The sequence below is a fragment of the Streptomyces zhaozhouensis genome, from assembly GCF_900230195.1.
Classification (GTDB): Bacteria; Actinomycetota; Actinomycetes; order Streptomycetales; family Streptomycetaceae; genus Streptomyces; species Streptomyces zhaozhouensis.
Window position 1 is genome coordinate 131,256 of record NZ_OCNE01000010.1, and the last position, 26,713, is coordinate 157,968.

Consider the following 26,713-nt stretch of genomic DNA (forward strand, 5'->3'; position numbering starts at 1 on the left):
GTCCCCGGGACCGGGCCGCCGCGCACGGGCGAAAAGCCGGTGCGCCGCGGCCCGCTTCCCGCTAGCGTCCCCGCGCATGACCTCACCCCGTAGCCGTCCGCCCTACGTCGCGGACGAACGCACCCAACTGCTCGGCTGGCTCGACCTCCAGCGGGACATCGTCCGCTGGAAGGCGGAGGGACTGACCGACGAGCAGGCCCGCCGGCCGGTGCTGCCCGCCTCCCCGCTGCTGACCGTCGCCGGGGTGCTGTCCCATCTGCGCTGGGTGGAGCACACCTGGTTCGAGGTGATCTTCCTCGGCGGCTCGACCGAGGGGAACCCGCAGTTCGTCGACGAGCCGGAGGACGCGGACATGCGGGCCGAAGGCGTGCCGCTGGAGCGGCTGGTGGAGGAGTACCGCGCGCAGTGCGCGGTCTCGAACGCCATCGTGGCCGAGCACTCCCTGGACGAGACCGGCCGCCACCCCGACGTGTCCAGCTCCCCGGCCACGCTGCGCTGGATGCTGCTGCACATGCTGGAGGAGACCGCCCGCCACGCGGGCCACCTGGACGCCGTCCGCGAACTGGTCGACGGGCGCGTCGGCTACTGGTGAGCCGACAGCGCCCCGGCGCGGCCGCCGGCCCGGTCAGCCGTACAACGCCACGCGGTAGAGGGCCGCGAGCGCGTCGTCGAGGGGATGGGGCCGAGGCCTTCCGGAGGAGTCGAGTGCGTTCCACCGCTGGAGGTTCACCGCGACGGCCATCTGCCGTTCGCCGTCGGCACGGATCATGGCCAGCGTCCCGCCGCCCCAGACCGTTCCGCCATGACCCCAGAAGGCGCCCTGGCCGTGGCCTTCCATCGGGTGCAGGCCGAGGCCGTAGTCGATCGTCCTGCCGTCCTGGGAGACGACCGGGCCGACGCGCCGCATCTGCGCCAGCGACGACGGGCTGACGATCTCCCCGGCCAGTAGCAGCCGGTAGAAGCGGTTGAGGTCGGCGACGGTCGATATCAGGGAGGCCGCGGGACCCGCGTAGGACATGTCGCAGACGCTGTAGTCGGCCGGCGGGTCGATCATGCCGAACCACGCCTCGTAGAGCCGCGAGTGCGGTCCTTCGATGTGCGGTCCGACGGGGAACGCGGTGTCCCGCAGCCCGGCGGGCTCGATGACGTCGCGGGTGATGTGGAGCTCGGCCGCGGTGCCGGTCACCTCTTCCAGGAGTTGGGCGAGGAGCAGGTAGTTGGTGTTGGAGTACACCCCGGGGGCGCCGCCCGGCGTCCCGACGGGGGGCGCGGTGACTCCCCTCTCGATCAGTTCGAGGGGGTCGAACCGGGTGAACCGGTGGTCCTCCAGGCTCTGGGGCCCGGTGTCCGCGACGACGGGCATCCCCTTGAGCGAGGGGTAGGCGTAGGGGAGGAACTCGGCGAGGCCGCTGGTGTGGCCGATCAGCATCCGGACCGTGATCGCCTCCCCGCGCGCTCCGGGCACCAACTTCGGCAAGTACCGGCCGATCGGGGCGTCGAGACCGATTCGGCCGCCCTCGACCTGCCGCAGGACGGCCGCGGCGGTGAAGGTCTTGGTGACGCTGCCGACCCGGTGGCGCAGGTCCGCGGTCACGGGGCGGCCGGTGGCGACGTCGGCGACTCCGGCGGCGCCGCGCCAGACCTGTGCGCCGTCCCGCACCTCGGCGAAGAGGCCGGGCATCCCGGCGCGGTGGACGTTCTCGATGGCGGCGTCCAGTGCCGCCGGATCCAGGGGCTTGGTCACGTCACGCGTCCTCTCGTCTTCCTGTGCCCTCATTATGCACGCACCGCGTGCAACACCAAGTGCAATGGGTAGACTGGGGTCGACGAAAGGGGCGAGATGGCAGGTCGCAGGCGTTGGTCGAGCGAGGAGATCCTGGACGCGGCGGCGGAGTTGCTGCGCACGAGCGACGCGGAGTCGTTCAGCGTGCGCAAGCTCGCCGCGACCCTCGGGACCGACTCCTCCAGCCTCTACCGCCACTTCCGCAGCAGGACGGAGCTGCTGCGCGCGGTCGCCGACCGGGTGCTCCTGGCCTCCATGGACGGCTACCGCGCCGAGGGCGACTGGAAGCGGCGCATCACCGCGCTGGCCCTGCGCCTGCGGGACGCGTTCGGCCGGCAGCCGCAGCTCGCCGCGGTCTGGGGCCGCCACGCCTCGGGCGGCGCCGGTTCCCGGCTGGTCATGGAGGAGGTGCTGAGCGCGCTGCGCGCGTCCGGACTGCCCGACGAGCAGATCCCGGTGCGCTACCACCGGCTCGCGGTCCTCATCGCCTCGTTGATCGCCTCAGAGGCCGGCGTCAGCACCATCACCGGGGACGAACACGCGCAGGGGATGGAGCTGTTCCGCGTCGCGGTGCTCGGCGCGGACCCCGAACGCTTCCCGGCGCTGGCCCACTTCGCCCGCGACATCCGCCCCCTCGGGGCGGACCGCGGGGCCGCGTTCGAGGACATCCTCGCCGCCCAGCTCGCCGAGATCGAGGCCGCGGCGCGCCCGAGCTAGGGTCCGCCTCCCGAGGCGCCGGGCAGCCTGTCAGTTGACCAGTGGGCCGCCCACCACTGGTCAACTGACGCCCGGTCAACGGCAGCGGGCTGCCCACCACTGGTCAACCGGCAACTGGTCAATCGGCAACTGGTCGACCGGCAACTGGTCGGCCGGTCCGCCGGGCGCACGGCTGACAGGTCAACTGGTCAACCGTCCGGCCCGCTCACCCCTCGGCACGGCGTCCCTGCACCGAGTAGAAGAGGCTGGAGCAGGCCCGGAACGACGGATCGCACATCAGCTCCCGCACCGCCGTGACCTCCGCCTCCGTCATCCCGGCGGCCACCAGCCGGTCCCGCAGATGGTAGGTGTGGTGGACCTGGAGCCGCAGGCTCGCCGTCTCGGGGGTGCGCAGCTCGACGTGCGGGCGCGGGTCGATCTCGACCAGCCCGACCGCCCGCATCGCCGCCGCCACCTCCCGGCCCCAGCACGGGTCGGCGCCGGCGGCGCGCAGCGCCTCTCCCTTGGCGGTCAGGAAGCGCCGGTAGAGCCGCTCCGCCTCCGGGTCGGGGAGCAGCAGCGGTGCCTCCGACGAGATGTCGTACTCGTCGATCTGGAGCCAGCCGCCGGGCACCAGCGCCCCGGCGAGCCGGGCCAGCACCTTCTCCCGCTCCGGCAGGTGCTGGAGCACCAGCCGGGAGACGATCAGGTCGAACCCGCCCTCCGGCAGCGGGTCGTGGACCACGTCGTGGGTCAGATACCGCAGCCCGGGCGGGGGCGGCTCCGCCGGGGGCCGCAGATCGGTGGCGATCACCTCGCCCTCCGGCGCGACCCGTTCCGCCAGCCAGCGGGCCAGCGAGCCGCCGCCCGTGCCGATCTCCAGACAGCGCCAGCCCCGGGCGACCCCGGTCGCGGCCAGCCGGGGCAGCGACATCCCGTCGCAGGCGGCGGCCACCCAGCGCATCTGGTGGCCGACCCGCTCCGGGTCCTGCGGGAAGGCGTAGCCCGGCGCGTGCGTCGAGGCCATCAGGTCCACCGCCCGGTGCCGGCGGCCTCCGGACTGCCGGTCAGCTGCTCCAGCAGCGCGTGCCGGCGCACCTTGCCGGTCCCGGTGCGCGGGATCGTCGCGTCGGCGCGCGCGACCGGCTCGGCCAGCGGCGGCAGGTCGACGGTCGCCCGCTTGAACGCCTCCGCGTCGTAGCCGCCGTCGGCCGTCACCAGCACGGGCAGCGGGTCGCGGCCCGGAGGGGTGAGCACCACGCACTCCAGCAGCCAGGGCAGCCGGTCCTCCAGGACGTCCTCCAGCGCCAGGCAGCTCAGCCCCGGCGCGTGGTCCACCTCCCGGTCCAGCAGCCGCACCGCGCCGAGGCGGTCGCGGACCCCGATGTCACCGGTGTTCCACCAGCCGTCGCGCTCCTTGGCCTGCCAGCGTTCCTCCTCGCCGACGTAGCCGGGCGACCTGGCGCCGGTGCGGGCCAGCAGCAGTCCGGGCCGCCCGGCGGGCAGCGGCGCCATGGTGCCGGGGTCCACGACCCGCAGCCGGGTCTTGAACGGCACGGGGTGGCCGAGGTCGCGCGCGTCGGTGGCCCGGCCGCCGCGCAGCGAACGGCGGGTGTGGAAGCGGAAGGTGAGCGGCCCGGTCTCGGTCTGGCCCCAGCCCTGCATCCACACCGCGTCCCGCCGCTCGGTCCCGCCGAGGAACGCGCGCAGCGTCGGCGGGTGGACGGCGTCATAGGTGGAGACGAAGAGCCGCGTCCGCCGGAACGGGTGGTCGAGCCGGCCGGTAAGGGGCCGCAGCCGGTTGAAGACGTCCGGCAGCGCCTCGAAGACCGTCGGCGGGTGGTCCCGCAGGAAGAGGTCGGTCGCGTGGGGGGAGCGCGAGGTGACCACGGCGATCTCGCGCGGCGCGAGACAGAGCACGCTGGCCGTCCAGCAGAAGGTGCGGCCGTGCGCGTAGGAGCTGGCGTTGACCACCGTGTCGTCGCGCCGCACCCCGATCCTCGGGTAGCGGAACGACTCGAACCTGGCCAGCTTGTGGATGATCGTCCTGGTGGAGTGGCCGACCAGCTTCGGCACCCCGGTGGTTCCCGAGGTGTGGTTGATGACCAGCATGGCGTCGGCGTCCCTGCGGCGCGGCCCGGGAGCCCGGGCGCCGCGCACCTCGTCCACGGCGACGGCGCCCTCGGCCGGCGTGTCCAGCACCACGGTGCGCCCCGCGTGCCGGGCGGGGTCCTCGCCCGCGGCCCGGTGCCGCTCGAGCAGCGCCGCGGTGGTGACCAGCAGCCTGGGCGTCAACCTGACCAGCAAGGGGATCAGTTGACCAGTGTCCAGGTGCGCGGAGAGCTGGGCGGGCACCGCGCCCAGCCGGATCGCGGCGCAGGCCAGCAGGTCGTAGTCCCAGTGGTTGTCCTTGACGATGACCAGTCGGTCGCCGGGACGCAGCCCGGCGGCGGCCAGCCAGCCGGCCGTCTCCTCGACCAGCACCGCCAGTTGGGCCAGGTCATGGGTGACGGCGCCGGCCCCCGGCAGGTCGAACGGCCGGTCGAGGTGGACCAGGGTGGCCCCGCCCCTGCTGGCGCACTCGTCGAAGAGCGTCCCCATGTCGTCGGGTCGCAACGGTGAACTCCTCAGCTCTGGTGAAAAGGGACGGGGGGCGGCGCGGTGTCGCCGAGCCGCGCCAGCACCCGGGCGGCGGCCAGCGCCGCCGAGCGCACCGCGCCCTCGCTCGCCGGGCGCAGCAGCACCCAGTCCCCGGCGTACTCGACCGGCCCCGGCGGCCGCTGGTGGAAGGCCCCGCGCCGCCGCAACGCCGTCGGCGTCGCCTCCGGCAGCCCGTGCGGGAAGGCGTGCACCCACGCGTCGGTGCGGGCCGCGCGCAGCCCCGGGAGAAACCGTTCGCCCGCCTCGGTCAGCCGCTCCACGACCTCCTGCCGCGGCGCCTCCAGCAGCGCCGGCAGTTGGCGCGGGCTGGCGATCAGGCTGACCAGTCCCCGGCCCGGCGGCACCCGCCCCGGGTGCTTGGCGTGGTCGAGCACCAGGCCGGCCAGCGTCTCCTCCTCGACGCGCGGGGTGAGCAACGCGTAGAGCGAACGGCCGCCGCGCGGCGTCAGGGGGCGGCTGAGCGCACAACTCACCTTCAGCATGGGGGAGAAGGTGCACGCCTGGAGGAACGCCCGTTCCTCGGCGCGGGGGTTGGCGTGCAGCCGCGCCGCCACCGGTGCCGGCACCGCCAGCACCACGGCCCGCGCCGTCCAGGTCCGTTCGCCGACCTCCAGGCGGGCGCGCTCCCCGTCGACGGTCACCCGGCGCACCGGCGTCCCGGTCGTCACGTCGAGCCCGGCGGCCAGCCGGCGGGCCAGCAGGTCCATGCCGCCCCGGTAGGTGCGCCACGCGGAGACCGGCCCCACCTCCCGCAGCAGCCCCACGGCGGGCGCCGCGCAGGACCTGTCCGGGTCCCAGCCGAAGAACGCGCCGGTCAACGGCTGGAAGAGATGGGAGTGCAGCTCCGGATGGTAGCGCCGGGCGAACTCGGTCAGGGTCGACGCGCCCAGCGGCCCGTGCTCGGGGCGGTCCGGGTCCAGCTCCCGGCTGTGCCGGGCCGCCCACGCCAGGAACCGCGCCAGGTCCAGGCGCGCCCGCGGGGAGAGCCCGGCGCCGGTCAGCGGCGCCAGCGGCGAGCCCACGCCCGGGTGGGCGCGCCCCTCGCGCCAGACCCCGACCGCCCGGCCGATCATCGGCACGTCGGGCGGGCGCAGCCCGAGCCGCCGCACCAGCTGCCAGGTCGCCCGGTACCCGCGCGAGGAGATCTGCTCCGCGCCCTCGTCCACGGTGAAGCCGGCGCGGCGCAGCGTCCGCATCCTGCCGCCGACCCGGTCCAGCGACTCGAAGACCCGCACCGAACGGCCGGCCCTGCGCAGCTCGGCCGCCACGCTCAGCCCGGCGATGCCGGCACCGACGACGGCCACGTCGAGCTCCGCGCCGGAGCCCGCCGCGCTCATGCCGGCACCCCGGCGCCCAGCGCCAGGTTGACGACGATCAGCAGCGCGGTCGCGAGCCGGTGGGCCGCGAAGCCCATCCGGCGGGCGCGCATGATGTCCCCGAGGACGAACCCGGTGCGGTACTGCCGCGCCCGCACCGCGGTCACCGGCAGCATCGCCAGCACGAACCACCAGGGCGCGATCCCCGTGAGCGAGGCCCCGGCCGCGACCGCGAACTCGCCCACGGACAGGGCCAGTACGAACCGCGCGTTGCCCCGGGGCGAGGCCAGCGCCGCCACGGTGCGCCGGCCGACGGCGCGGTCCCCCGCGATGTCGTTGGTGTTGGAGTAGACCCCGAAGAGCAGCGGGCCCGCGCCGAAGAGCACCCCCTGGACCAGCAGGAACCCCGAGAACGAGCCGGTGACCAGCGCGTGCGGCGCGACCACGAGACCCGCGCCGAGGCCGCAGAGGAAGACCTCCTGGAAGCCGTGGTAGCTGATCTTCAGCCCGTAGGAGTACTGGAGCGAGACCACGAGCAGCGCCACGGTCAGCCCCAGCGCCCACACGGGCCGGTGCGGCGCGGCCAGCGCCGCCGCCCCCCACAGCGCGGCGCCGGCCGCGGCGCTGCCCCAGGCGAACAGGTGCGCCTGGCGGAGCGTCAGCGTGCCGGCCACCAGCGGCTTGCGCAGGATGTTGCGCAGCGGGTGGTCGGGGCCGTAGTTGGCCGCGTCGCTGCCATCGTGGTAGCCGGTGATGTCGTCGAGCGCGACCATCGCCATGACCACGCACACCTCGCCGACCAGGAAGAGCGCGAGCGCCGCCAGCGCGCCGGCCGGGAGGTCGCCCCAGGGCAGCAGCACGGCCGAGAGGGCGACGGCGATGCTCGGGTAGTAGTCGTAGACGTCCAGCTTTCCGAGCCGGGCGAAGGCACGCAGCCGGCTCTCGGTCGGCCGCGCGGGGGTCGGCTGCGCCGGGGAGGTCGTGCCGGTCAGGGACTGTGTCATCGGTGGGTGGACTCCGGGGTGGTGGAAACGGTGGGGGCGACGGTGGCCGGCCGTTCGGCGAAGCGCCGCACGGCGTCGGCGACCCGGCCCAACGCGGCGTCGGTCAGGCCCGGGTAGAGCGGGAGCGAGAGCATCCGGTCGGCGGCCGACTCCGCCCGCGGCCAACGCGCCCCCTCGGGCGCGAACGGACGGAACGCGGCGTGCCGGGGCAGCGGGCGCGGGTAGTACACGTGGCAGCCCACCCCGTCCTCGCGCAGCGCGCGGGCCAGCCCCTCGCGGTCGTCGGCGAGCACCGTGTACACGTAGCCGAACCGGCCGTCGCGGCCCGGCGGCGGGGTGCGGACGCCGCGCTCGGCGAGCGGAGCGAGCAACGCGTCGTAGCGGTCGACGAGTTGGGCCCGCCGCGCCAACCGCGCGGCCAGGCCGGGGAGTCGGGCGAGCTGCACGCGGGCCTGTACCTCGTCGAAGCGGCTGTTGTGGCCGACCACGCGGTGCCGGAAGCGTTCGCCCTCGGCCTGGCCGTGGTTGCGCGACAGCCTCACGCGCGCCGCGAGTTCGGCGTCCCGGGTCACCACGACGCCGCCCTCGCCCGGCATCCCGAACGTCTTCACCTGGACGAAGGAGTAGAGGCCGACGTCGCCCCACAGCCCGGCGGGCACCCCGTCGAGCACCGCGCCCTGGGCGACCGCCGAGTCCTCCAGCAACCGCACTCCGTGACGGGCCGTCAACTCGCGCAGGCGCGGCATGTCGGCCATCGTCGAGAACAGATGGGCGGGCACCACCGCACGGGTGCGCGGGGTGACGCGGCGCTCGGCGTCCTCGGGGTCCATGGTCAGGGTGACCGGGTCGACGTCCGCGAAGACCGGGACGGCGCCCAGCGCGACCGGGGCCGCGGCCAGCGGGGCGCAGCCCAGCGCCGGCACCACCACCTCGTCGCCCCGGCCGACGCCGAGCGCGGCCAGTGCCATGACCAGCGCGCTCGTGCCGCTGCCGCAGGCCACCACGTGGGCGTCGGACAGCTCGCGGGAGAGGGCGTCCTCCAGGGCGCGGGTGTGCGCGCCGAGGAGGAATCGCTGCTCCGGCGCGGTGCCGACCTCGTGGACCAGCCCCAGGATGCGGTCGCGCTCCTCCTCGAAGAGGCGCGGCGAGAAGAACGGCACGGCGTTCCCGCTCATCGGCCACCCCCGAAGGGGAAGTCGGCGACGGCGTCGCAGACCCGGTGCAGCTGGTCGAGCGTGAGGTCCGGGTAGAGCGGGAGCGCCAGGGCGTGCCGGCTGGCCCGCTCGGCGACGGGGAACGTGCCCTGGCCCGCCGCGAGTTCGGCGAAGCAGGGCTGCCGGTGCAGCGGCCTGGGGTAGTAGGTCTCGGTGCCGATTCCACGCGCGGCGAGATGGGCCGCGAGGGCGTCGCGCTCCTCCACCTCGACGAGATAGACGTAGAACACCCCGCGCTCGCCCGGCCCTTGGGGATGCGGCTCGGGCAGCCGGCGCACGCCGGGCAGGCCGCGCAGCCGCGCGCCGTAGGCGGCGGCCAGCTCCGCGCGGCGGGCGATCGCCGCGTCCAGCTCCGGCAGCTTGGCGCGCAGCACCGCCGCCTGGATGTCGTCCATCTTGCTGTTGATCCCGGGCAGCGCTGTCTCGTGCGCGATGCCCGGGAAGTGCGCCAGGGTGCGACCGAGCCGCCCGTGGTGGCGCAGCGCGCCGACGGTCTCGGCCAGTTCCGGGTCGTCGGTGAGGACGGCACCGGCGTCGCCGATGGCGCCCAGGGTCTTGCTGGGGAAGAACGACAGCACGCCGCCGCGCCCGTGCAGCCCGGCGTGCGTGCCGGACTGTCGCATCCCGATCGCCTCGGCGCTGTCCTCCACCACGGTCAGCCCGTGCTCCCGGGCGATCCCGCCGAGCGCCGCCATGTCGGCCTGCCGGTGGAAGAGATGGGTGGGCATCACGAAGCGGCTCTCCGCCGTGACCGCGGCCCGCAGCGCGTCCGGGTCCATGGCGTAGCCGACCGGGTCGATGTCCACGAACTGGGGGTGTCCGCCGGCCAGCACCACGGAGGAGGCGGTGGCGACGAAGGAGTACGCCGGCACCAGCACCCCGTCGCCGGGCCGCAGCCCGCACGCCCGCAGCAGCAGCACCAGCGCGTCGGTCCCGCTGTTCACCCCGAGCGCGAAGCGGGCGCCCGTGTAGTCGGCCAACTCCTTTTCGAGCGCGGCGACCTGTGCGCCGTGCGAGAACTTGCCGTCGTCGAAGACCTCGTTCAGGCGGTCCGTTATCGCGGGCCAGAGCCGGTCGAAGGTGGCGGCCTGCGAGAAGAAGGCGACCTCTTCGGCTATCGCGTGCGGGGAATTCCTCGAAACCAAGACAAGCCAACCCGGGATGAGAGGAGGTACGGGGGGACCCGGGCGTGCGGCGCGGGGCGCTCGGACCCGCCGGGGCCGCCCCAACGTATAGCTCGCACGGCCCCTCCCGTGTCGCCTCCGGTCTGATTCACCCTTTGAGGTATCAGCTGTTGGCATTACTTGACACCCCGCCGAAGCTGCTGTGAAAGTCACCCCGGTGCATTCCCCGGTGGGTCGCCCACGTCCCGCCGAAAGCGCCGTCGAGAACTGTGTCGAAGCCTCGTTCGAAAAAGTCTCGGGCTGATTCCACGCGACCCGAAGCGATTCGAACGCGCGTATTCCCTGTCCCCCTCACCGTCCCGTTCTTCGCGTTCTTCCGCACCCTCAGGAGGAAATGTGCGGCCCTTTGTCGTCGGGCTAGGCCGCTCGGGCGCCGGACTGCACGCGGCGTCACTGCTGCGCGCCGGCGCCGCGGGCGACGCCTGGTTCGCCGGGCCACCCCTGGCCCTGGACCCGCGTCCCGAGGCCGGCGCCCGGCTCGACGGGGTGCTCCGGGTCGACTCGCCCGAGCACGCCGCCAGCATCAGCGACCCGGCGGCCACCGTGGTGCACCTGTGCACGCCGCCCTCCCGCCGGGTCGCGGTCCTCGGCGAGCTGGCCGCCCTCGGCTTCACCCGGGTGCTCGTGGAGAAGCCGCTCGCCGCCGACCGCGCCCAGCTCGACCGGCTCGACGCGCTGCGTCGCCGCCACGACCTGCACATCGAGGTCGTCTCGCACTGGCTCTCCGCCCGACTCACCCACGAGCTGGCCGCGTTGGTCGCCGCGGGGGAGTGGGGACCACTGCGTTCCGTCAGCTTCCACCAGGACAAGCCGCGCCTGCTGCGCGGCCAGAGCGACGACGGGCACCCCAGCGCGTTCGACGTGGAGATACCGCACGCCCTGGGCGTGGCGCTCCGGTTGGCCGGCCCCGCCACCGTCACCCGAGCCGGCTGCCAGGACCTGCGGACCGAGACCGCGAGCCGCCCCCTGATGGGCGGCGCCTGGCTGACGCTGCGTCACGACAACGGAGTGACCAGTGAGTTGCGCTCCGACCTGACCGCTCCCATCCAACGCCGCAGTGTCCGGCTGCGGTTCGCCGACGGCGAGGCCGTCGGCCACTACCCGATCAGCGAACGGGACGACCACGCCCGGCTGACCGTGACCGGCCGCGAGCCGGCGATCTTCCGCGACGACGCGCTGGCCGCTTTCCTGCGCGACACCTACCGGCACTTCGCCACCGGCCGCCGGGTCACCTATCCCGTGCACCACGCCGTGGTGCGCCTGCTGTGCGAGGCGAAGGCACGCGCCGCCATCCCCACCGGCTCCCCCTCCCTGGAGGCCCTTCCATGACGTCCGAGCCCTGCCCGGGCAGCACCCCCTGGGGCGCCCCGCTGGCCGGCATCGGCGACGAGGCGGCGCCCGACGCCCCGGGACAGTGCGCCGCGCTCCGCCAACTCGGCTGGCACGCCATCGAGATCAGGTCGGTCGACGGCGTCGGCGTCGCCGAACTCCCCGCCCGCGCCTGCGCCGACCTCGCCGCCCGGCTCCACGAGTCCGACCTGGCCGTCGTCTGCCTGGACTCCGCCCTGGGCAACTGGGCCAGCCATGTCACCGACCCGCTCTCCGCCGACCTGGCCACCCTCGACGCCCTCGCCCGCCGCGCCGACGTGCTGCGCTGCCGCTGGGTCCGGGTGATGACCTACCCCGGCGGCGGGCTGGCGGCCGACCGCTGGCGCGCGCTGGTCCTGGAACGACTCACCCGGCTCGCCGAACGCGCCGAACGACTCGGTCTCACACTGCTGTTGGAGAACTGCTCAGGCTGGGCCGGCACCAGCGCCGAACGACTCGCCTGGCTGCTGGAGGAGATCGACAGCCCCGCGCTCGCCGTGGTCTTCGACACCGGCAACGGCGTACCCCACGGCTACGACGGACTCGCCATGCTGGGACGGCTGTTGCCCTGGGTCCGCCACGTGCAGGTGAAGGACGCGCGCCAGGCCGGCGGCCAGGTCCACTACACCCTTCCGGGACACGGCGAGGCCCGACTCCGGGAGATGCTCGCCCTGTTGTGGGCCGGCGGCTACCACGGCCCGCTCTCCCTCGAACCCCATCTGGCGCACCAGCCGCACAGCGGCGCCCGCCGCACCGCCGGCTCTGCCCCGTTCGTCGCCGCCGGCCACGCGCTGGCCGAGCTGCTGGCCGGCCTCACCCCGCCCACCCTCGGGGCCGTCCGTTGAACGCCACCGAGGCCGCCCTCACGCCCGACGAACACGCCCTGCTGCTCGACCTGTTGCGGCTGCCGACCGCCGGCCCGCTGGAGGCCGGCGAAGGCGACCCGCCGGCCGAGCTGTGGGCCGCCGGCCGCCGCTACGCGCGGGCCGCGCAGGCGCTGGGCCTGACCGTCCTCAGCCACGCCCCGCCCGAGCCGGCGGCCGTGCGCTCCGGGCCGCTGCCCGCGCCGGTCGCCGCCGGGCTCGCCGACCCCGCGTTCCTCGCCGGACAGCCCAGCCTGCTGCTGCGGTTGGGGCCCCCACTGCCGCGCGCCGCCACCGTGATGTGCAACGTCCACCTGGACACCGTGGCGGGCCGGGAGCCCGTCGGCTTCGACGGCGCCCGCTTCACCGGCCGGGGCGCCGTGGACGCGAAAGGGCCGGCCGTCGCCCTGCTGGCCGGGGTGCGGGCGGCCATGGCGCGGGAGCCGGCCGTCGGCCGCTCCACCGCGGTGCTGGTCCAGGCCGTGGCCGGCGAGGAGGGCGGCGCCCTGGGCACGATCGGCACCCGTCCCCTCGTCGCCGCCGGGCACGTCGGGCGGATCAACCTCTTCTGCGAGCCGACCGGCGGCCGGCTGCTCACCCGGGTCAGCGCCGCCGCCACCGCCCGGATCACCGTGCGCGGCGAGGACGCCGTCGACGACCGGCCAGGCGCCGGCCACAACGCCACCGTGCTGCTCGGCTTCCTCGCCCAACACCTCGCCCACGCGCTGGACTCGGGACGCCGCCCGGCCGCGTCCGCGCCCTGCGTCGCCGGGCTGCACACCGGCCACCTCCACAACCGGGTCCACGGCGGCGGCACCCTGCTGCTCAACCTCCCCTACCGGCGCGCCGCCGAGGGCGCCGCCCTGGAGCGCGCCCTCGCCGACGCGCTGACCGCCGGGCTCGCCGCGTTCCGCCGACGCTTCGCCGGCACGGCCGAGTTCGCCCGCACCGCGCGGGACGCCGCCGCGATCACCCGGCTCGACTGGGACAAACGGGGGCTGCCGACCCTGGAGAGCGCCGACCCCTGGGCCGAGGAACTGCTCGCCCGCGCCGGCGCGCGCCCCTGGCCGGCGGAGGAACCCCCGTTCACCTGCGACGCCCTCTGGCTCGCCGACCACCCCGACACCTTCACCGCGGTACTCGGCCCCGGCTCGCTCGACGCCAACCACGCCCACGCGGCGGGGGAGTTCGTCGACGTCGCCGACCTGGACGACTTCGCCGAGACCATCGCCCACACCCTGGTCGCCTTCGCGCGGGACCGCGCGGCGGCGACCCCGACCCCCGAGGAGAGCCGCCGTTGACCGCGATAGCCGGCCCCACCGTCACCGTTGCACACTCCCGACTCCACTCGGCCGTCGGCGCCTTCCTCGCCGGCCACGGCGTGCCCGAGGAGCGCGCGCTGCTCGCCGCCGAGGCGCTGGTCCACGGCGACCTCACCGGGATGGACTCCCACGGCGTGTTCAACCTGGCGCGCCTCTACCACCCGCTGCTCGCCTCCGGCCGGGCCCGACCGGACGCCGAGCCGCGGATCGCCAACGACCTCGGCGCCTGCCTGCTGCTGGACCACCGGCGGGCCCTCGGGCTGTGGGCCGCCGCCGAGTCCATGGACCTGGCCGTGGCCCGCGCCCGCCGCCACGGCGTGGGCCTTGTCTCGGTGCGCGGCGCCACCCATCTGGGCTGCGCCGGCTTCCACGCCGCGCGCGCCGCGCGCGCCGGCCTCGTCGGCGTCGTCGCCAGCAACTGCGGCGGCCAGCGGATCGCGGGACCCCCCGGCGGCCGGCCCGCGCTGCTGGGCACCAACCCGCTGAGCGTCGCCGCCCCCGCGCTGCCGGAACGTCCCTTCGTGCTGGACATGTCGACCACGGTGGTGCCCACCGGCCGGGTGCGGGTCGCCGCCGCCAACGGGCGGGAGGTGCCCGCCGGTTGGCTGGAGAACGCCGACGGCGCGACCGTCACCGACCCGGCCGCCTTCGACCGGGGCGACGCCCGGCTGCGCTGGCTCGGCGGCACCCCGGAGAACGGCGCCCACAAGGGCTTCGGCCTCGGCCTCGCCGTCGAACTGCTCGCCGCGCTGCTGCCCGGCGCGGCCGTCGGCCCGGTCCCCGAGGCGCTCGCCGGCGACGGCCGCCCGCACGGCACGGACGACGACATCGGCCTGCTGCTGCTGGCGATCGACCCCGACATGCTGCGCGCCGTCCCCGGGGCCTTCGCCGACGCCAGCCGCTCCGTCTTCGCCACCGTCCGGGACTGCCCGCCGCTGGGCGAGGAACCGGTGCGCTACCCCGGCTGGTGGGAGGCCGAACGTGCCGCGGAACGCCGCGCCCACGGCGTGCCGCTGCCCGCCGCGCTCCACAGTGAACTGACCGAACTGGGCCTTGAGTTGCCCGTCCTGGAGGCCCACCGATGACCCATGCCACGCCACGCCGCCTCGGCCTCGCCGGGCTCGGCGTCATCTCCCGCTACTACCTGGCCGCCGTCGCCGACAGCCCCGACTGGGAGCTGGTGGGCGTCTGCGATCCCCGTCCCGACGCGCCGCTCGGCGTCGCCGACCACCTGCCCGCCGGCGTCGCGCACCACGCCGACCACGGGGCGCTGCTCGCCGAGGCCCGGCCGGACGCCCTGGTCGTGGCCGCGCCCAACCACCTGCACGCCGCGATCGCCGCCGACGCGCTGCGCGCCGGCGTCCCGGTGCTGGTCGAGAAGCCGCTGGCGCTGGACGTCGCGTCCGGCCGCGAACTGGCGGCACTGGCCCGCTCCGCCGAGGTGCCGCTGCACACCGCGTTCCACCGCCGCTACAACGACCAACTGGCCGCCCTGGTGCGGCGGTTGCCCGCCGACGTGCCGGTGGACTCGGTGACCGTGCGCTATCTGGAGCGGATCGAGGAGCACATCGGCGACGACACCTGGTACCTCGACCCCGCCCGCTGCGGAGGCGGCTGTGTCGCCGACAACGGCCCCAACGCGTTCGACCTGGTCCGCCAACTCCTCGGCGATGTCAGGGTGGTGGAGGCCCAGGTGGAACGCGACGCGGCCGGCGTCGACCGGCGGGCGACGGTGCGGCTGTCCGCCGCCTCCGGCGCCTCGGCCCGGGTGGAGCTTGACTGGTCCCACCCGGGCGAGACCAAGGACGTCACGGTCCGCCTGGTGGACGGGACCGAGCTGCGCGCCGACCTGCTCGCCGGCTACGCCGGCTTCAAGTCCTCGCTGTGGCACGAGTACCGCCATCTGCTGGCCGACTTCGCCGGCATCGTGGCCGAGGGCCGGCCCGCCCACGCGGACGGGCTGCGCGCCCTGGAGCTGGTCGCCGACGCGTACGCCTCCCGCGCGGTCGCCGAGGGCGTGCGGTGAACGCGGTCCGGGAGAACGGCGCCAAGCGGCGGGTCACCGGGGTGCTGGTGAAGGTGCTGCTGCACGCCAGGACCGAACGGGGGATGCGGCTGGAGCCGTTCGCCAGTCGCTGCGTCCGCCGGGGCGAGGTGCACGAACTGGTCGTCACCGACCAGCCCGACGAGACGCCGGGCGCCAGGATCGACCGCGTCGGCTTTCTCGGCTTCGCCGAGATCGAGGCGGCCGGGGTCCTCGACCGGGGCGACGTCCTGCACATCGCGGGGCGGCGGGTCGGGACGGTGCTGGGCTTCGACGCCTGCCACTTCCCCAACCACTACAACATCCTGGTCCTGGCCCCGCGCCTGGTCACCGGCGACGACCTCGCCCTGACCCCGGAGTCCGCCGTGACCTTCACGCCCTGAGGATTGACGGGGTGCGACTCCCCGTCTGGCCGGTGCGGTTTCGTGTCGTGTGCGGCCCGCCACCCGGCCAGCGCGGACCGGCTCAGCCCCCGGCAGGGCTGATCGGGGTCAGGACGCCCGTCCGGCGTTCGACCGCCTCCGCCGCCGTCAGGCACAGGTCCTCGCGGTACATCGGGCCGATCAGCTGCACGCCCTGGGGTAGCCCGTCGACCACCGCGCCTGGCACCGACACGGCCGGCAGGCCGACCAGCGACGTCGCCGAGCACAGCCGCATCGCGCGGGTGACCCGTTCGAACCCCTCGGGTCCCGTGGACTCCAACCCCGGCTCGATCGGCGGCTCGGTGAAGACCGGTCCCAGCACGAGTTCGTGACGGGACATCAGCTCCGCCCAGGAGCGCCGGAGTCCCAACCACACGCCGGTCAGCCGCAGATACTCGGCGAGGTCGGCCGGCTTCGCGCGTTCCATCGACATCTCGATGTAGGCGCGGCTGTTCTCGGGGACCACCGGGCCGATGTGCGGCCAGGCCAGCGAGAACTCGGTCATGATCAGCCGGCCGTACACCTCCAGCGTCTCGGCCAGGCGCGGGACGTCGTCGATCTCCTCCACCGCGTGGCCGGCGTCCGAGAGCGCGTCGGCCGCCGCCGACACCGCCGTCTCGACGGCCGGGTGGACGCCCTGCCCGCCCGGGTCGCGCACCACCGCGACCCGCCACGGCGCCCGGGGCGCCGGACCGTCCGGCGGCACCGGGACGGCGCGCGGATCGACCGGGTCGGTGCCGGCCAACGCCTCGAACGCCAGCCGCAGATCACCCACCGTGCGGGCCAACGGGCCGTCCACCGGGATGAGTTGGGAGGCCAGTGAGGGGTCGTCCGGCCCCATGCGGTGGTCGGAGGGGAAGCGGCCGGCGCTGGGCTTGAGCCCGGCGACCCCGCAGAACGCGGCGGGCAGCCGCACCGAGCCGCCCGAGTCGTTGCCCAGCCCCAGGGGTGCCATCCCGCTGGCCACCGCCGCCCCGTCCCCGCCGCTCGAACCGCCAGGGGTGCGGCTCGCGTCCCAGGGGTTGCGCGTGTCGCCGAACAGCTCGCTGCGCGAGTGCACGCCGCCGAGCGCCAGATCCGGCATGTTGCTGTGGCCCACCGGCACCGCGCCCGCCGCCCGCAGCCGGGCCACCGGCGGGGCGTCCCGCCGCGCCGTGAACGCGCGGAAGCGCGCGATGCCGTGGGTGGTGGGCACGCCGGCGACGTCGATGTTCTCCTTCACGGTGAACGGGACCCCGGCGAGCGGGCCGAGGCGTTCGCCCGCGTCGCGGCGGGCGTCCAGGGCGGCGGCCTCGGCGCGGGCGGTCTCGGCCATCGCCTGGGTCACGGCGTTGACCTGCGGGTTGACCTCGGCGATCCGGGCCAGATGACTCTCGACGACCTCGACGGCGCTCAGCTCGCCGCTGCCGACGGCGGCTCCCAGCTCGTCGGCCGTGCGCTGCCAGAGAGTGTTGTCCATGTGCGCGTTCCTCGTTCCGATGCGGTTGTATCGGATGGTAGCGCGAGATGTGATGCGCGCGCATCGAATAAACTTCCCGCGCGGATCGGACCAGGGAGTCAGGGAGGGCGCGGATGCCGAAGCAGGTGGACTACGCGGAGCGCAGGGAACGGGTCGTCGACGCCGTCCACCGGCTCGCCGACCGGCACGGCATCGAGGGGGTGACCCTGCGCGACGTGGCGCGCGAGGCGGGCCTGTCGATGGGCGCGGTGCAGCGCGGCTTCCGGGACAAGGACGAGATGCTGGCGCTCGCCCTGGCCAGGGTGAGCGCACGCTTCGTGGAGCGGGCGCGCGCCGCCGCGGCCGAGCCGTCGCCTGGCGCGCTGGAACGGGTGCTGCTCGACGTGGCGCTGCTGGGCGAGGGGCAACGGGCCGAGGCGCAGGTGTGGCTGGCGTTCGTGGCCCGCGCGGCGGTGACGCCGTCGCTGGCGATGACGTTGCGCGACGGGCATCCCGAGGTGGCGTCGCTGCTGACCCGGCTGGTCGCCGAGGTCGCGGCGGGGTCCGGGGCGTCCGTGGACGCGGCGGCCGAGGCGCGGGCGCTGCTGGCGTTGGCGGACGGGCTCACCGTGCAGGTGCTGCTCGGGCAGCTGGGGCGGGACGAGGCGCGGCGGCTGCTCGTCGACAGGGCGCGGCTGCTGGCCGAGGCGACCCGCCCCGAGGCGGGGAAGAGGGCCGGGCCGACGGGGTGACCGCCGGCCCGGCCGTCGCGCGAGGGCGGCTCGCTCAGCCGAGCAGCTCGACGTCCAGCTGGCCGAAGTGGTACTGACGGACGGCCGCCAGCAGCTCCTCCTCGGTCAACTGGCCGTTGCCGTCGGTGTCGACCTGCTGGAAGGCCTCCTTGGCGGAGGTCGCGTCCAGGCCGAGGGCGGTCAGCCAGGCGGCGAACTCGTCGCCGTTGATCAGCCTGTCGTTGTTCTTGTCGGCCAGGCCGACAAGCCCGGAGACCACCGGGCCGAGCGCCCTGTTGAAGGCCGCCTCGCCCTGGGTGTACACCAGGTCACCGGCGGACCGCAGGAACTCGTCGCGGGAGACGGTGGGGTTGCCACCGCTCTGCGCCGACAGGTAGTCGAAGAGCCCGAGGAAGGCGTCCCGGAGCGCGCCGGCCTCCGTGGAGGTGGCGGACTTCCCGAAGGAACGCGCGATCCGCGCGGCCTCCTGCTCGAAGTCCTCGCGCTCCAGGACGCCGTTGCGGTCGAAGTCCCACTTGTCGAAGCGCTTGCTCAGGCGGGCGTCGATCACGGGGTTGGGCATGGGGGATCTCCTTGTCGGTTGCGGATGTGGAGAGTGCTCTCGCGAGCGGAGCGGCACGGGCGTTCCCGTGCCGCCCGGCGACCGGCGGCGCCCGGACGGGCGGGCCGGCGCCAGCTTGGCGTCGCCGGACGGTTCTGATCCCGTGCGGCGAGGGGGAGGGCCCGGCGCTACAGCAGCGTCACGCGTGCCCCGGCGGTCTTGCCGCGGGTGTCGAGCAACGCGCAGGGGGCCTGGGCGAGTTGGCGTGCCGGGTAGCAGGAGTGGTCCTGGAGCAGGATCGCGAGGTCGGCCCGCCCGAGCGCGGCGGACAGCTCGGTCTCCCGCCGCACCGGGACGCCGTCGGCGGTGAACTCGACCACCAGCGGGTCGTGGTAGGCGACCTCGGCGCCGGCCGAGCGCAGCAGCGCGGCGACGGGGAAGGCCGGGGACTCCCGGACGTCGGCGACGTCGGGCTTGTAGGAGACACCCAGCAGCAGGACCCGGCTGCCGGCCAACTCCCGGCCCTCGCGCCGCAGCACCACGGCGGCGCGCTCCACGACGCGCGTCGGCATCGCGGATATGACCCGGCGGGCCGCCGCCAACAGTTCGAAGGTGAAGCCCTGTTCGGTCGCGTGGGTGTCCAGGTAGCGGGGGTCGACCGGCACGCAGTGACCGCCGACGCCTGGTCCCGGCTGGAACGCGGTGTAGCCGAAGGGCTTGGTGCCGGCGCAGTGCAACACGTCCCACACGTCGATACCGGCTCGTTCACAGTAACGTGCCACCTCGTTCACCAAAGCGATGTTCACGTATCGGTGGGTGTTCTCCAGAAGTTTCGCCATTTCCGCCTCGCGGGTGCCGGCGGAAAGCACCAGACGGTCGACGAGCCGGTGATAGAAGGCCGTGGCGTGTTTCAGGCAGAGCGGCGTGTATCCGCTCACGATTTTGGGGGTGTTCCGCAGGCCGAATTGCGTGTTTCCCGGATCGATGCGTTCCGGGGAGTAGGCGAGATGGAAATCCTCGCCGGCCCGCAGACCGCTTTCCTTCTCCAGAATCTCGCGCAACAGCGTGTCGGTGGTGCCCGGATGGCTGGTCGACTCCAGCACCACCAGCGTGCCGGCCCCGAGGTGGCGGCCGACCGTGTGGCCGGCCGCCCGCAGGGCCGAGAGGTCGGGGAGGCCCGCCGCGTCCAGGCCCGTCGGCACGCAGATCACCACCGTGTCGCAGCCGGCCAGCGCCGCCGCGTCGTCAACGGCGGCGAAGCCGTTCGCCCGCATCGCGGCCACGGTCGCGTCGGGGATGTCGCCCACGTGCGAGCGGCCCGCGTTGAGCCCCTCCACGACCTGGGGCGCCACGTCGAAGCCCACCACGGCCAGGCCCGCCTCGCAGGCCCGCGCCGCCAGCGGCAGTCCCACGTACCCCAGGCCCACCACCGCCAGGACCGTGTCGCTCACCGGCTCTCCCTCTCCCACGTCTCGTCGGTCTGGTCACGCGTGGACACCACGCGTCGGCACCCGGGCGCGCGTGCCGCGCGGCCGGTCGGGCGTCCGGTCAGGCGCTGAAGGAACCGCTGCCCGGCGCCACGTGCGCGCCGAAGCCGGGCTGCACGGCCAGCCCAGGCGTCACGCAGAACGGGTCGGCGTAGATCGTCACCGGACGGTCGGTCCGGTTGGACAGCACATGGGCGTCGAGGGGGAGCTTGTGGCAGCCGACCGGGTTGTCGTACGTCGTCAGCGGGCCGAATTCGGTGCTGAAGACCGACACCTCGCCCTCGGCCGCGTGGGCCGGAAGCGAAAAGGCGGTGGCGGTCAGAAAAAAGGCCCCGACGAGGGTGCCGAGGGTGGTGCGGACGGAGGAACGCATGGATCAACTCCCGTGAATTGGTTGGACTGAGGAGATTATTTCGGATCCCGTGCGGCTCTCGCGCCACAGCGGGGGAAATGGGTCCGCACGGGCGACGGGCGGCACGGGTGTACTAGCCGGGTGGGCCCTTACAGGGCCTTCTCGCTTTGCGCACAGGGGAGTTGGCGTGTTATTCCGCGTGAGCGCCGGGGGACGTGTTTCCGCTTCGCAACAGAATGGCCCGCGAGTGTGTGCGAACACGTGCGGGTTGCTAGCCTGCCGCTGGTGAACAACTGCACGACACGGGGACACGGGGGAGTGCGATGAGCCATATGCAGGGCTGGCCGGGTCCGGCGGGCGCGCCGGGGCCTTCAGGCGGGCCGCAGAAGGCCGATCAGGGGCGGCGCCTGGGCATCCTGGCGCTGGTCGTCGTGCTGGTGACGGGACTCTCCTTCGGGCTGGCCGCCGCCACCGGGGCCGACGCCAGGGACAACGGGGCGATGGGCCCGGCTCCCGGCATGGGGGACATGGAGGGGATGAACCCGGAGGACATGCCGGAGCTGGAGGGGCTTGAGGACCTCGACGACCTGGAGTCCGACATCGGGGGCGACGGCGGCGACCTGGGCGGGGAGAGCGGGGACCTCGGGGGCGACAGCGGCGACCTCGGCGGCGACGACTTCGGCGGGGACAGCGGGACGACCCCCACCGAGGAGCCCACCGACCCGACGCTGGACCTCTACCGCTCGGTGAGCGCCGGCGACTGCCTGGCCACCTGGATGACCAGTGAGACCGAGTGGAGCAGCACCACGCCCGAGGTGGTCGACTGCTCGGCGGAGAACGCGGGCGTCTGGGTCTCGGCCACCACCGGCTCGCTGAGCGACTGCCCCACGGACGCCGGGCGTTCGTACATCTACTACACCTCGGGCGCCGAGACCGTGGCGCTCTGCCTGACCCGCCAGTTCGAGATCGGACAGTGCTTCCTCGGCTCCGGCACCAACGCCAACCTGATGAGCTGGGTCGACTGCGAGGGCGGCTCCGTCCCCTCGCCGTACGACAGGAAGTTCAACGTGCTGGCCGTCTACGCGACCAGCAACAACACGGGCGAGGAGTGCGCCGCCGAGGCGGGCACCCGGCAGTACTACTACTGGTCCATGGACGGGAACTCGACCCTGCTCTGCGCGCTGGAGATGAACTGATGGGGGCCGTGCGAGCCGGCACGGGCGCCGGGCAGCCGGGTAGGAACGAGGGGGAAGCATGAGTCAGCCGCCGCCACCGCCGGGTGCGCCCGGCCAGCCGAACGGACCGGGGTACGGCTACCCGCACGCGGCCACCCAGCCGGACTTCCGGCCCACGGCGCCGCCGGCGGGCGGGCCCCCGCAGCCGCCGCCAGGCGGCCCCGCGGGGCCGCCCCAGGCCGCCCCGCCGCCCGCCGCCGCGGGGCCGGGACCCGGGGGCCCGGGGTACGGCTATCCGCAGCAGCCGCCCCCGGGCCCGGCGGGCCAGGGCCCCGGCTACGGCTACCCGCAGGGCCCGGGCCCCGCGCCGGGGATGCCCGCGCCCTTCCCGCCCCCGCCGCCCCCGGGCGCCGGGGGGAACGTGGGCGCCGCCCTCGGGCTGACGCTCGCGGCCATGCTCGGGATGTTCCTCCTCTACGGCTTCCTCACCGGCATGGTCGTGGACTTCGAGGACCTCATGAAGGAGGCCATGGAGAACGGCGACACCGAGATCGACGTCGCCCAACTCACCTGGCTGGCACCGCTGGTCGGCGGGGTGATCGGCCTCCCGGCGGCCCTGATGGCCCGGGGGAAGGTCGCCCTCTACTGGCTGGCCGCCGGCGCGGCCGTGGTGGCGATGCTGCTGGGTGAGACCTTCGCCACGGCGGTGCTGATCTCCGACGCCTCCGACGGCGCCAAGAGCGCCTTCGAGATCTTCTTCGAGGACTTCTCCGACGTCTGGGAGGGCTGGACGGAGAACTCCCACGGCATGGTCTGGCCGCTGATGGCGCTGGCCCCCGCCACCGCCCTCTTCGCCGGGTACTTCCTGGGCGGCACCGGCAGCCCGAAGCACCCGGTGCCGCACCCGCCGCAGCCGATGCCCTACCGCTGAGGCGCGGCACACGCCACCGCACCGCACGCCCGAGGGGGCCGGCCGCACCGCCGGCCCCCTCGGGCGTGCGGCGGTGCGGCCGGCCGCGCGCCTACCGGCCGAACCGCACCGTGCGGGAGGCGCCGTGCGCGTGGCGGGTCGTGACCGTCACCCGCGTGCCGCCCGGCACCCGCCGCACCCGCACGCCCTCGTCCGCCTCGACCGGACGCAGCCCGCCCCCGCGCAACGTCACGGCGACCCGGTCCCGTTCGGTCGTCGGGTCCGCCACCGCCAGGCCGAGCGTGCCGTCGGACGCCCGCCGCAGCAGCACGGAGGCAGGTCCCTCCACCTCGACCCGGCCGACGCGATGACGCCCGGGGGCGAAGGAGTTGACCCCGAGCAGCCCCAACTCCCGGTGCTCGACGGCCTGGACGCGCTCCGAGTTGGCCAGCACCCGCAACGGCCCTCCGGCGTAACGGGTCAGCGCCTCCTCGGTGGCGCCCGGCACCAGCGCACACGCCAGACTCCCCGACTCGGCGGCCCCGGCGGGCAGTTCGGTGCCGAGCGTGAAGACCCGCCGGGTCACCGGGGTGTCCGGGTTGCCGGTGCGCACCAGGCGTCGGCTGCGGGTCACCGTCTCCCAGCCGACGTGCGCGCGGGCCGGTGCGAGAAAGGCGTAGCCGACGGCCCCGCCCGCGTCCCGGTCGGCGAACCGCAGCCAGGCCAGGGGCTGTTCGCCGCCGGGCCCCTCCCACGGCCGGCCGTCGGCGAGTCGCCCCGTGAGCGAGACCTCCGCGTCCGGGGCGGCGATCCTGCTGTCGACCGTCGTGGTCACCGCGCGCCCCTCCGGGTCCCGCACCCCGGCGGTCAGCAGCACCACCTCCTCGTCCAGCAGGAACCAGGAGCGGACTCCCGACGCGTTGCGGTAGACGACGAAGTCCTCGGGCAGCAGCCCCGCCTCCGCGTCCCGCCAGGCCACGTCGTCGGCCAGCACCAGGCCGACCGCGCCGTAGCCGTCCAGGGTGGCGCCGCCGGAGTGGGCGTTGAGGGAGCGCGGGAAGTAGACATAGGTGTTCTGCGCCTCGGAGGAGGCGGTGAAGCCGGCCTCCGGGTTGTCGTACCACGGGTTGCCGTACAGCTCGGGCACCGTCGCCCGCTCCTCGACGGGCGCGACGGTGCCGGCCAGCCGGTAGGGGGAGACGGTGGTCAGGTGGTCGACGCCGAACGCGGCCGACTGGTCCTGACCTGACAGATACAGGTGGTGCGCCCCGTCGCCCTGGAACCAGGGCATCAGGTTCTCGCCCGACATGTACTCGTAGCGGCTGATCCGCGACGAGCTGCGGGCCAGCGCGAACGCGTAGCCCGGCCTGCGGTGCACCGTGCGGTCCATCGCGTGGAACGCCAGGTGCCGGGAGTCCGGTCCGAGATCGGCCGGCGGGGTCGCCTCGTCGGCCAGGATCTCCGCGTAACGGGCCACGCTCACCGGCGAGACGAACGCGACCGGGTCGGGGGCCACCGGCGAGGTCTCGCGCAGATACCGCACATAGCCCCGGAGCGCGGCGGCCGCCGCCGGGTCCCCCACGGCGGCCGACAGGTCGACGGCGGCCTCCACCACCGGGGCCGCCGCCTGGTAGCCGCCGGTGGTACGGGAGACGGCCCGGCCCCTGACCGTCTCCATCATCCAGCCCTCGAAGACGACGGGCGCGAAGGAGTCGACCAGCCAGCCGCGCGCCGTCTCCACCAGCTCCGCCCCCGCCGCGTGTGCCGTCCCCTCCAGCACCCGGGACGCCTGCGTCACCCGGCCCAGCAGGCTCACCCCGTAGGAGCCGGTGTAGGCCACCGAGGCGTGCTGGAGGAAGGAGCCGTCGGCGTAGAAGCCGTCGGTGACGCCGTGGCGCGGCGCGTACGGGTCGATCGGGTCGAGCACGGTCGTCAGGTCGGCGACGGCCTTCACGATCCGCGCCTCGTCGCCGGTCACCGCGCCCTGCAGGACGCGGTTGACGGTGATGTCCGCCAGGTTGGCCCCCGTGTGGAAGCGGGAGTCCAGGTCGACGTCGCCGTCCAGGCCGTTGCGCAGGTAGGCGTCCATCGAGGCCACGTAGGTGCCGGTCAACTCCGGGGCGTGCGCGGCCGCTTCGGCGGCCAGCAGGACCAGGGTGCGGGTGACGTGGGTGGAGATACCGATCTCCCAGTGGAACCAGTTGCCGTAGTACCCGGCCGACTGGTCCCCGTAGTACCGCTCGTGCAGCCACGCCAGCCCGTCGAGGACGCGGCGCCGCACGGCCGCGTTCCCGCCCAGCTCGGGCGCGGCGTCGCCGGGGGCGACGGTGGCCAGGGCGATCTCGTAGAGGCGCTGGTAGGAGCTGTTCAACGCCGCGTCGTCGTCGCCCAGCGGCAGTCCGGCGAACAGCTCGCCCTCGCCCGCCGCGTCCCAGTCGGCCAGCCAACGCCGCGCGGCGTCGGCCATCGCGGCCAGCTTCGGCGCGACCTCGGGCGCGGCGTTGGCCTCGGGGGTGCCGGCGAAGGTGGCGACCGCGTTGGCCAGCAGCCTGGCGTGGTCGGCGGCCGGCTCCACCGCCGCGCGGCGGGGTGAACGGGCCCACGCGGGCGTCGCGTTGGCGGCCTGGGCGGCCACCGTCGCGGCCGGCAGCAGGGCGAGCAGGGTACGGCGGGACAGCGGCACGAGACACTCCCTGGCCGGGACAGCGGGGACGTGCCGCCATCCAAGCAAGCGGCCCCGGGCGCTGTCACCGGTCGGGACGCCGCGATCTTCGCGGTCCGCGCCCGCACAAGAGCCGGGGCCCCCACCCGCGACGGGCGAGACCCCGGCTCCCTGTGTCGGACTGACGGAACGTCAGCCGTTCGCTCTGATCGCGTCGTTCAACTCGTCCAGGATGCCCTCGGCCGCCTCCTGAGGACTCAACTCCCCGAAGAGCACCTGGTCGTTGTAGCGACCGAGCATCGGGTCGACGTCGCTGGCGCCGGCCGGGACGATCGGCGGCTGCGGGCCGACCTCCTGCTGAATCTGCTCGGTGAACTCCAACGCCCGCCGCTCGCTGTCGTCCAGCTGGGGCTCGATGGCCTCCTTGAACGCCGGGTTGCCGGGCTCGCCCCGGTCCAGGCCGAAGATGCTGCCCACGCGCGGGTCGTTGATCAGGAAGTCGATCAACAGCGCGCACTCGGCCGGATGCTTGGTGGTCGACGACATCGACCAGTACATCGAGGGCTTGAGGTACTGGTAACCCTCCTGGGTGTCCTCGTCGGTCGGCCAGTCCGCCAGCATCAGCTCCGCGTCCGGCGTCGCCGCCTGGAAGGTGCTGAACTGCCCGGCCGGGATGAAGCCCATCGCCGTCTTCTGCGTCACCAGGTCACCCTGGTCGAGCGGCAGGCCCTTGGTCTCGCTCACCTCGGCCACCGACGGGGCGGCGCCCCGGTCGATGAACTCCAGCATCCGCTCCCAGTAGGCGGCGAGCACGTCCGCTTCGAGGACCAGCTCGCCCTCGTCGTTGAACAGCTCATTGCCGTGCTGCCGCGCCCAGACCGTGACGCTGAACGAGTCCGAGACCCACGGGCTGAGCCCGTGCACCTCGCCGCCCGACGCCTCGCTCAACTGGGCGGCGGTGTCGATCATCTCGTCCCAGTCCCAGGTGTCGAAGTCCGGCAGCGGCACGCCGTACTCCTCGAAGAGCGTGGTGTTGACGAGGATGCCGTTGGCGGTGCCACCGGTGGGCACCGCGTACAGACCGTCGTTGACCTCGCCGGACTCCAGCACCTCCGGCGGGATCTGCGAGGTGTCGAGGAACTCGTCGACCCGGCCCAGGTCCACCAGCGCGCCCCGGTCCGCGTAGGCGGCGAGGTACAGCTGGTCGAACTGGGTGACGTCCGGCATCTCACCGGCCGCGGTGGTCGTGGCCAGTCGGTCCCAGTAGCCGTTCCAGTCGGCGAACTGGGGCTCGACGTTGATGTTCGGGTACTCCTCCTCGAAGAGCTCGATGGCCTCCATCGTCATCTGGGTGCGGGCGTCGGCGCCCCACCAGTTGAAGCTGATCGTCACGTCCCCGTCGGAGAGTTCCGGTTCGCCCTCGAACCCGTCCCCGATGCCGCAGGACGTGATGAGGACACCGGCGGCGGCGACGGCCACCGCCGCGCGCACGCGTCCTCGCACGTGTCCGGTCATGCTG

Annotated in this window: 24 protein-coding genes; 11 read left to right on the forward strand and 13 right to left on the reverse strand. The window is 74.5% G+C overall.

What is annotated here, in order from left to right; genetic code table 11:
• The first annotated feature begins 76 nt into the window (after window positions 1-76).
• Complete coding sequence (locus tag CRP51_RS15800; protein WP_097231841.1) at window positions 77-592, forward strand: DinB family protein; 516 nt, start codon at window positions 77-79, stop codon at window positions 590-592.
• 33 nt (window positions 593-625) lie between these two features.
• Here CRP51_RS15800 and CRP51_RS15805 read toward each other — a convergent pair whose 3' ends face one another.
• Window positions 626-1,744 carry a serine hydrolase domain-containing protein gene (locus tag CRP51_RS15805; RefSeq protein ID WP_245880610.1) on the reverse strand — a complete coding sequence of 373 codons (1,119 nt, stop codon included), beginning with the start codon at window positions 1,742-1,744 and terminating at the stop codon, window positions 626-628.
• A gap of 96 nt (window positions 1,745-1,840) precedes the next feature.
• Between CRP51_RS15805 and CRP51_RS15810 the strand changes: the two genes are divergently transcribed.
• Window positions 1,841-2,500 carry a TetR/AcrR family transcriptional regulator gene (locus CRP51_RS15810; protein WP_097231843.1) on the forward strand — a complete coding sequence of 220 codons (660 nt, stop codon included), beginning with the start codon at window positions 1,841-1,843 and terminating at the stop codon, window positions 2,498-2,500.
• A 205-nt stretch (window positions 2,501-2,705) separates the two neighbouring features.
• Here CRP51_RS15810 and CRP51_RS15815 read toward each other — a convergent pair whose 3' ends face one another.
• Genes CRP51_RS15815 through CRP51_RS15840 form a run of 6 tightly spaced genes read right to left on the reverse strand, consistent with a single transcriptional unit; the run spans window position 2,706 to window position 9,819 of the window.
• The gene (locus CRP51_RS15815) at window positions 2,706-3,506 is read right to left on the reverse strand and encodes a class I SAM-dependent methyltransferase (RefSeq protein WP_097231925.1); all 801 of its coding nucleotides are present in this window, start codon (window positions 3,504-3,506) and stop codon (window positions 2,706-2,708) included.
• On the reverse strand, window positions 3,506-5,095 hold the full coding sequence (locus tag CRP51_RS15820; protein WP_245880611.1) for a class I adenylate-forming enzyme family protein: 1,590 nt from the start codon (window positions 5,093-5,095) through the stop codon (window positions 3,506-3,508). The genes CRP51_RS15815 and CRP51_RS15820 overlap by 1 nt, the downstream gene beginning before the upstream one ends.
• An 11-nt stretch (window positions 5,096-5,106) precedes the next feature.
• A complete protein-coding gene (locus CRP51_RS15825; RefSeq protein WP_097231845.1) occupies window positions 5,107-6,477 on the reverse strand; it encodes a protoporphyrinogen/coproporphyrinogen oxidase in 1,371 nt (456 codons plus the stop codon).
• A complete protein-coding gene (locus CRP51_RS15830) occupies window positions 6,474-7,460 on the reverse strand; it encodes a UbiA family prenyltransferase (protein WP_097231846.1) in 987 nt (328 codons plus the stop codon). The genes CRP51_RS15825 and CRP51_RS15830 overlap by 4 nt, the downstream gene beginning before the upstream one ends.
• Window positions 7,457-8,635, reverse strand: a complete 1,179-nt coding sequence (locus CRP51_RS15835; protein ID WP_097231847.1) for a DegT/DnrJ/EryC1/StrS family aminotransferase — start codon at window positions 8,633-8,635, stop codon at window positions 7,457-7,459. Before CRP51_RS15835 ends, CRP51_RS15830 begins: the two co-directional genes overlap by 4 nt.
• Window positions 8,632-9,819 carry a DegT/DnrJ/EryC1/StrS family aminotransferase gene (locus tag CRP51_RS15840; RefSeq protein ID WP_245880612.1) on the reverse strand — a complete coding sequence of 396 codons (1,188 nt, stop codon included), beginning with the start codon at window positions 9,817-9,819 and terminating at the stop codon, window positions 8,632-8,634. The genes CRP51_RS15835 and CRP51_RS15840 overlap by 4 nt, the downstream gene beginning before the upstream one ends.
• 375 nt (window positions 9,820-10,194) lie before the next feature.
• On the opposite strand from CRP51_RS15840, the gene CRP51_RS15845 reads away from it, so the two are divergent.
• The 6 genes from CRP51_RS15845 to CRP51_RS15870 are packed head-to-tail and all read left to right on the forward strand — an operon-like array spanning window position 10,195 to window position 15,838.
• A complete protein-coding gene (locus CRP51_RS15845; protein ID WP_097231849.1) occupies window positions 10,195-11,187 on the forward strand; it encodes a Gfo/Idh/MocA family oxidoreductase in 993 nt (330 codons plus the stop codon).
• Window positions 11,184-12,071, forward strand: coding sequence for a sugar phosphate isomerase/epimerase family protein (locus CRP51_RS15850; protein WP_097231850.1), 888 nt, complete (start codon window positions 11,184-11,186; stop codon window positions 12,069-12,071). The genes CRP51_RS15845 and CRP51_RS15850 overlap by 4 nt, the downstream gene beginning before the upstream one ends.
• Window positions 12,068-13,390, forward strand: a complete 1,323-nt coding sequence (locus CRP51_RS15855) for a M20/M25/M40 family metallo-hydrolase (protein WP_097231851.1) — start codon at window positions 12,068-12,070, stop codon at window positions 13,388-13,390. The genes CRP51_RS15850 and CRP51_RS15855 overlap by 4 nt, the downstream gene beginning before the upstream one ends.
• The gene (locus CRP51_RS15860; RefSeq protein ID WP_212615919.1) at window positions 13,387-14,496 is read left to right on the forward strand and encodes an Ldh family oxidoreductase; all 1,110 of its coding nucleotides are present in this window, start codon (window positions 13,387-13,389) and stop codon (window positions 14,494-14,496) included. The genes CRP51_RS15855 and CRP51_RS15860 overlap by 4 nt, the downstream gene beginning before the upstream one ends.
• Window positions 14,493-15,437 carry a Gfo/Idh/MocA family protein gene (locus tag CRP51_RS15865; RefSeq protein WP_097231852.1) on the forward strand — a complete coding sequence of 315 codons (945 nt, stop codon included), beginning with the start codon at window positions 14,493-14,495 and terminating at the stop codon, window positions 15,435-15,437. The genes CRP51_RS15860 and CRP51_RS15865 overlap by 4 nt, the downstream gene beginning before the upstream one ends.
• Window positions 15,434-15,838: a DUF6917 domain-containing protein gene (locus tag CRP51_RS15870; RefSeq protein WP_097231853.1), complete on the forward strand. Its 405-nt coding sequence runs from the start codon at window positions 15,434-15,436 to the stop codon at window positions 15,836-15,838. Before CRP51_RS15865 ends, CRP51_RS15870 begins: the two co-directional genes overlap by 4 nt.
• Window positions 15,839-15,920: 82 nt before the next feature.
• On the opposite strand, the gene CRP51_RS15875 is transcribed toward CRP51_RS15870, so the two are convergent.
• Window positions 15,921-17,336, reverse strand: coding sequence for an amidase (locus tag CRP51_RS15875; protein WP_097231854.1), 1,416 nt, complete (start codon window positions 17,334-17,336; stop codon window positions 15,921-15,923).
• A 113-nt stretch (window positions 17,337-17,449) separates the two neighbouring features.
• On the opposite strand from CRP51_RS15875, the gene CRP51_RS15880 reads away from it, so the two are divergent.
• Window positions 17,450-18,067: a TetR/AcrR family transcriptional regulator gene (locus CRP51_RS15880; protein ID WP_097231855.1), complete on the forward strand. Its 618-nt coding sequence runs from the start codon at window positions 17,450-17,452 to the stop codon at window positions 18,065-18,067.
• A 34-nt stretch (window positions 18,068-18,101) separates the two neighbouring features.
• Here the strand turns inward: CRP51_RS15880 and CRP51_RS15885 are convergent, their stop codons facing one another.
• The 3 genes from CRP51_RS15885 to CRP51_RS15895 all read right to left on the reverse strand — a co-directional run bounded on the left by CRP51_RS15885 (window position 18,102) and on the right by CRP51_RS15895 (window position 20,468).
• Window positions 18,102-18,629 carry an EF-hand domain-containing protein gene (locus CRP51_RS15885; protein WP_097231856.1) on the reverse strand — a complete coding sequence of 176 codons (528 nt, stop codon included), beginning with the start codon at window positions 18,627-18,629 and terminating at the stop codon, window positions 18,102-18,104.
• A 167-nt stretch (window positions 18,630-18,796) separates the two neighbouring features.
• Window positions 18,797-20,059, reverse strand: a complete 1,263-nt coding sequence (locus CRP51_RS15890; RefSeq protein ID WP_097231857.1) for a nucleotide sugar dehydrogenase — start codon at window positions 20,057-20,059, stop codon at window positions 18,797-18,799.
• 97 nt (window positions 20,060-20,156) lie between these two features.
• Window positions 20,157-20,468, reverse strand: coding sequence for a hypothetical protein (locus CRP51_RS15895; RefSeq protein ID WP_212615921.1), 312 nt, complete (start codon window positions 20,466-20,468; stop codon window positions 20,157-20,159).
• Window positions 20,469-20,770: 302 nt separating this feature from the next.
• Here CRP51_RS15895 and CRP51_RS15900 point away from each other — a divergent pair, with 302 nt between their 5' ends.
• Together CRP51_RS15900 and CRP51_RS28515 are read left to right on the forward strand one after the other, a co-directional pair.
• Window positions 20,771-21,643 (forward strand): LppU/SCO3897 family protein, encoded by an 873-nt coding sequence (locus tag CRP51_RS15900; RefSeq protein WP_141514613.1) that lies wholly within the window; start codon window positions 20,771-20,773, stop codon window positions 21,641-21,643.
• 58 nt (window positions 21,644-21,701) lie between these two features.
• A complete protein-coding gene (locus tag CRP51_RS28515) occupies window positions 21,702-22,553 on the forward strand; it encodes a hypothetical protein (RefSeq protein ID WP_141514614.1) in 852 nt (283 codons plus the stop codon).
• Window positions 22,554-22,644: 91 nt separating this feature from the next.
• Here the strand turns inward: CRP51_RS28515 and CRP51_RS15910 are convergent, their stop codons facing one another.
• Together CRP51_RS15910 and CRP51_RS15915 are read right to left on the reverse strand one after the other, a co-directional pair.
• Window positions 22,645-25,215 (reverse strand): polysaccharide lyase family 8 super-sandwich domain-containing protein, encoded by a 2,571-nt coding sequence (locus tag CRP51_RS15910; protein ID WP_097231860.1) that lies wholly within the window; start codon window positions 25,213-25,215, stop codon window positions 22,645-22,647.
• Between the two features lie 171 nt (window positions 25,216-25,386).
• Window positions 25,387-26,709 (reverse strand): ABC transporter substrate-binding protein, encoded by a 1,323-nt coding sequence (locus CRP51_RS15915; protein ID WP_097231861.1) that lies wholly within the window; start codon window positions 26,707-26,709, stop codon window positions 25,387-25,389.
• Window positions 26,710-26,713 lie beyond the last annotated feature (4 nt).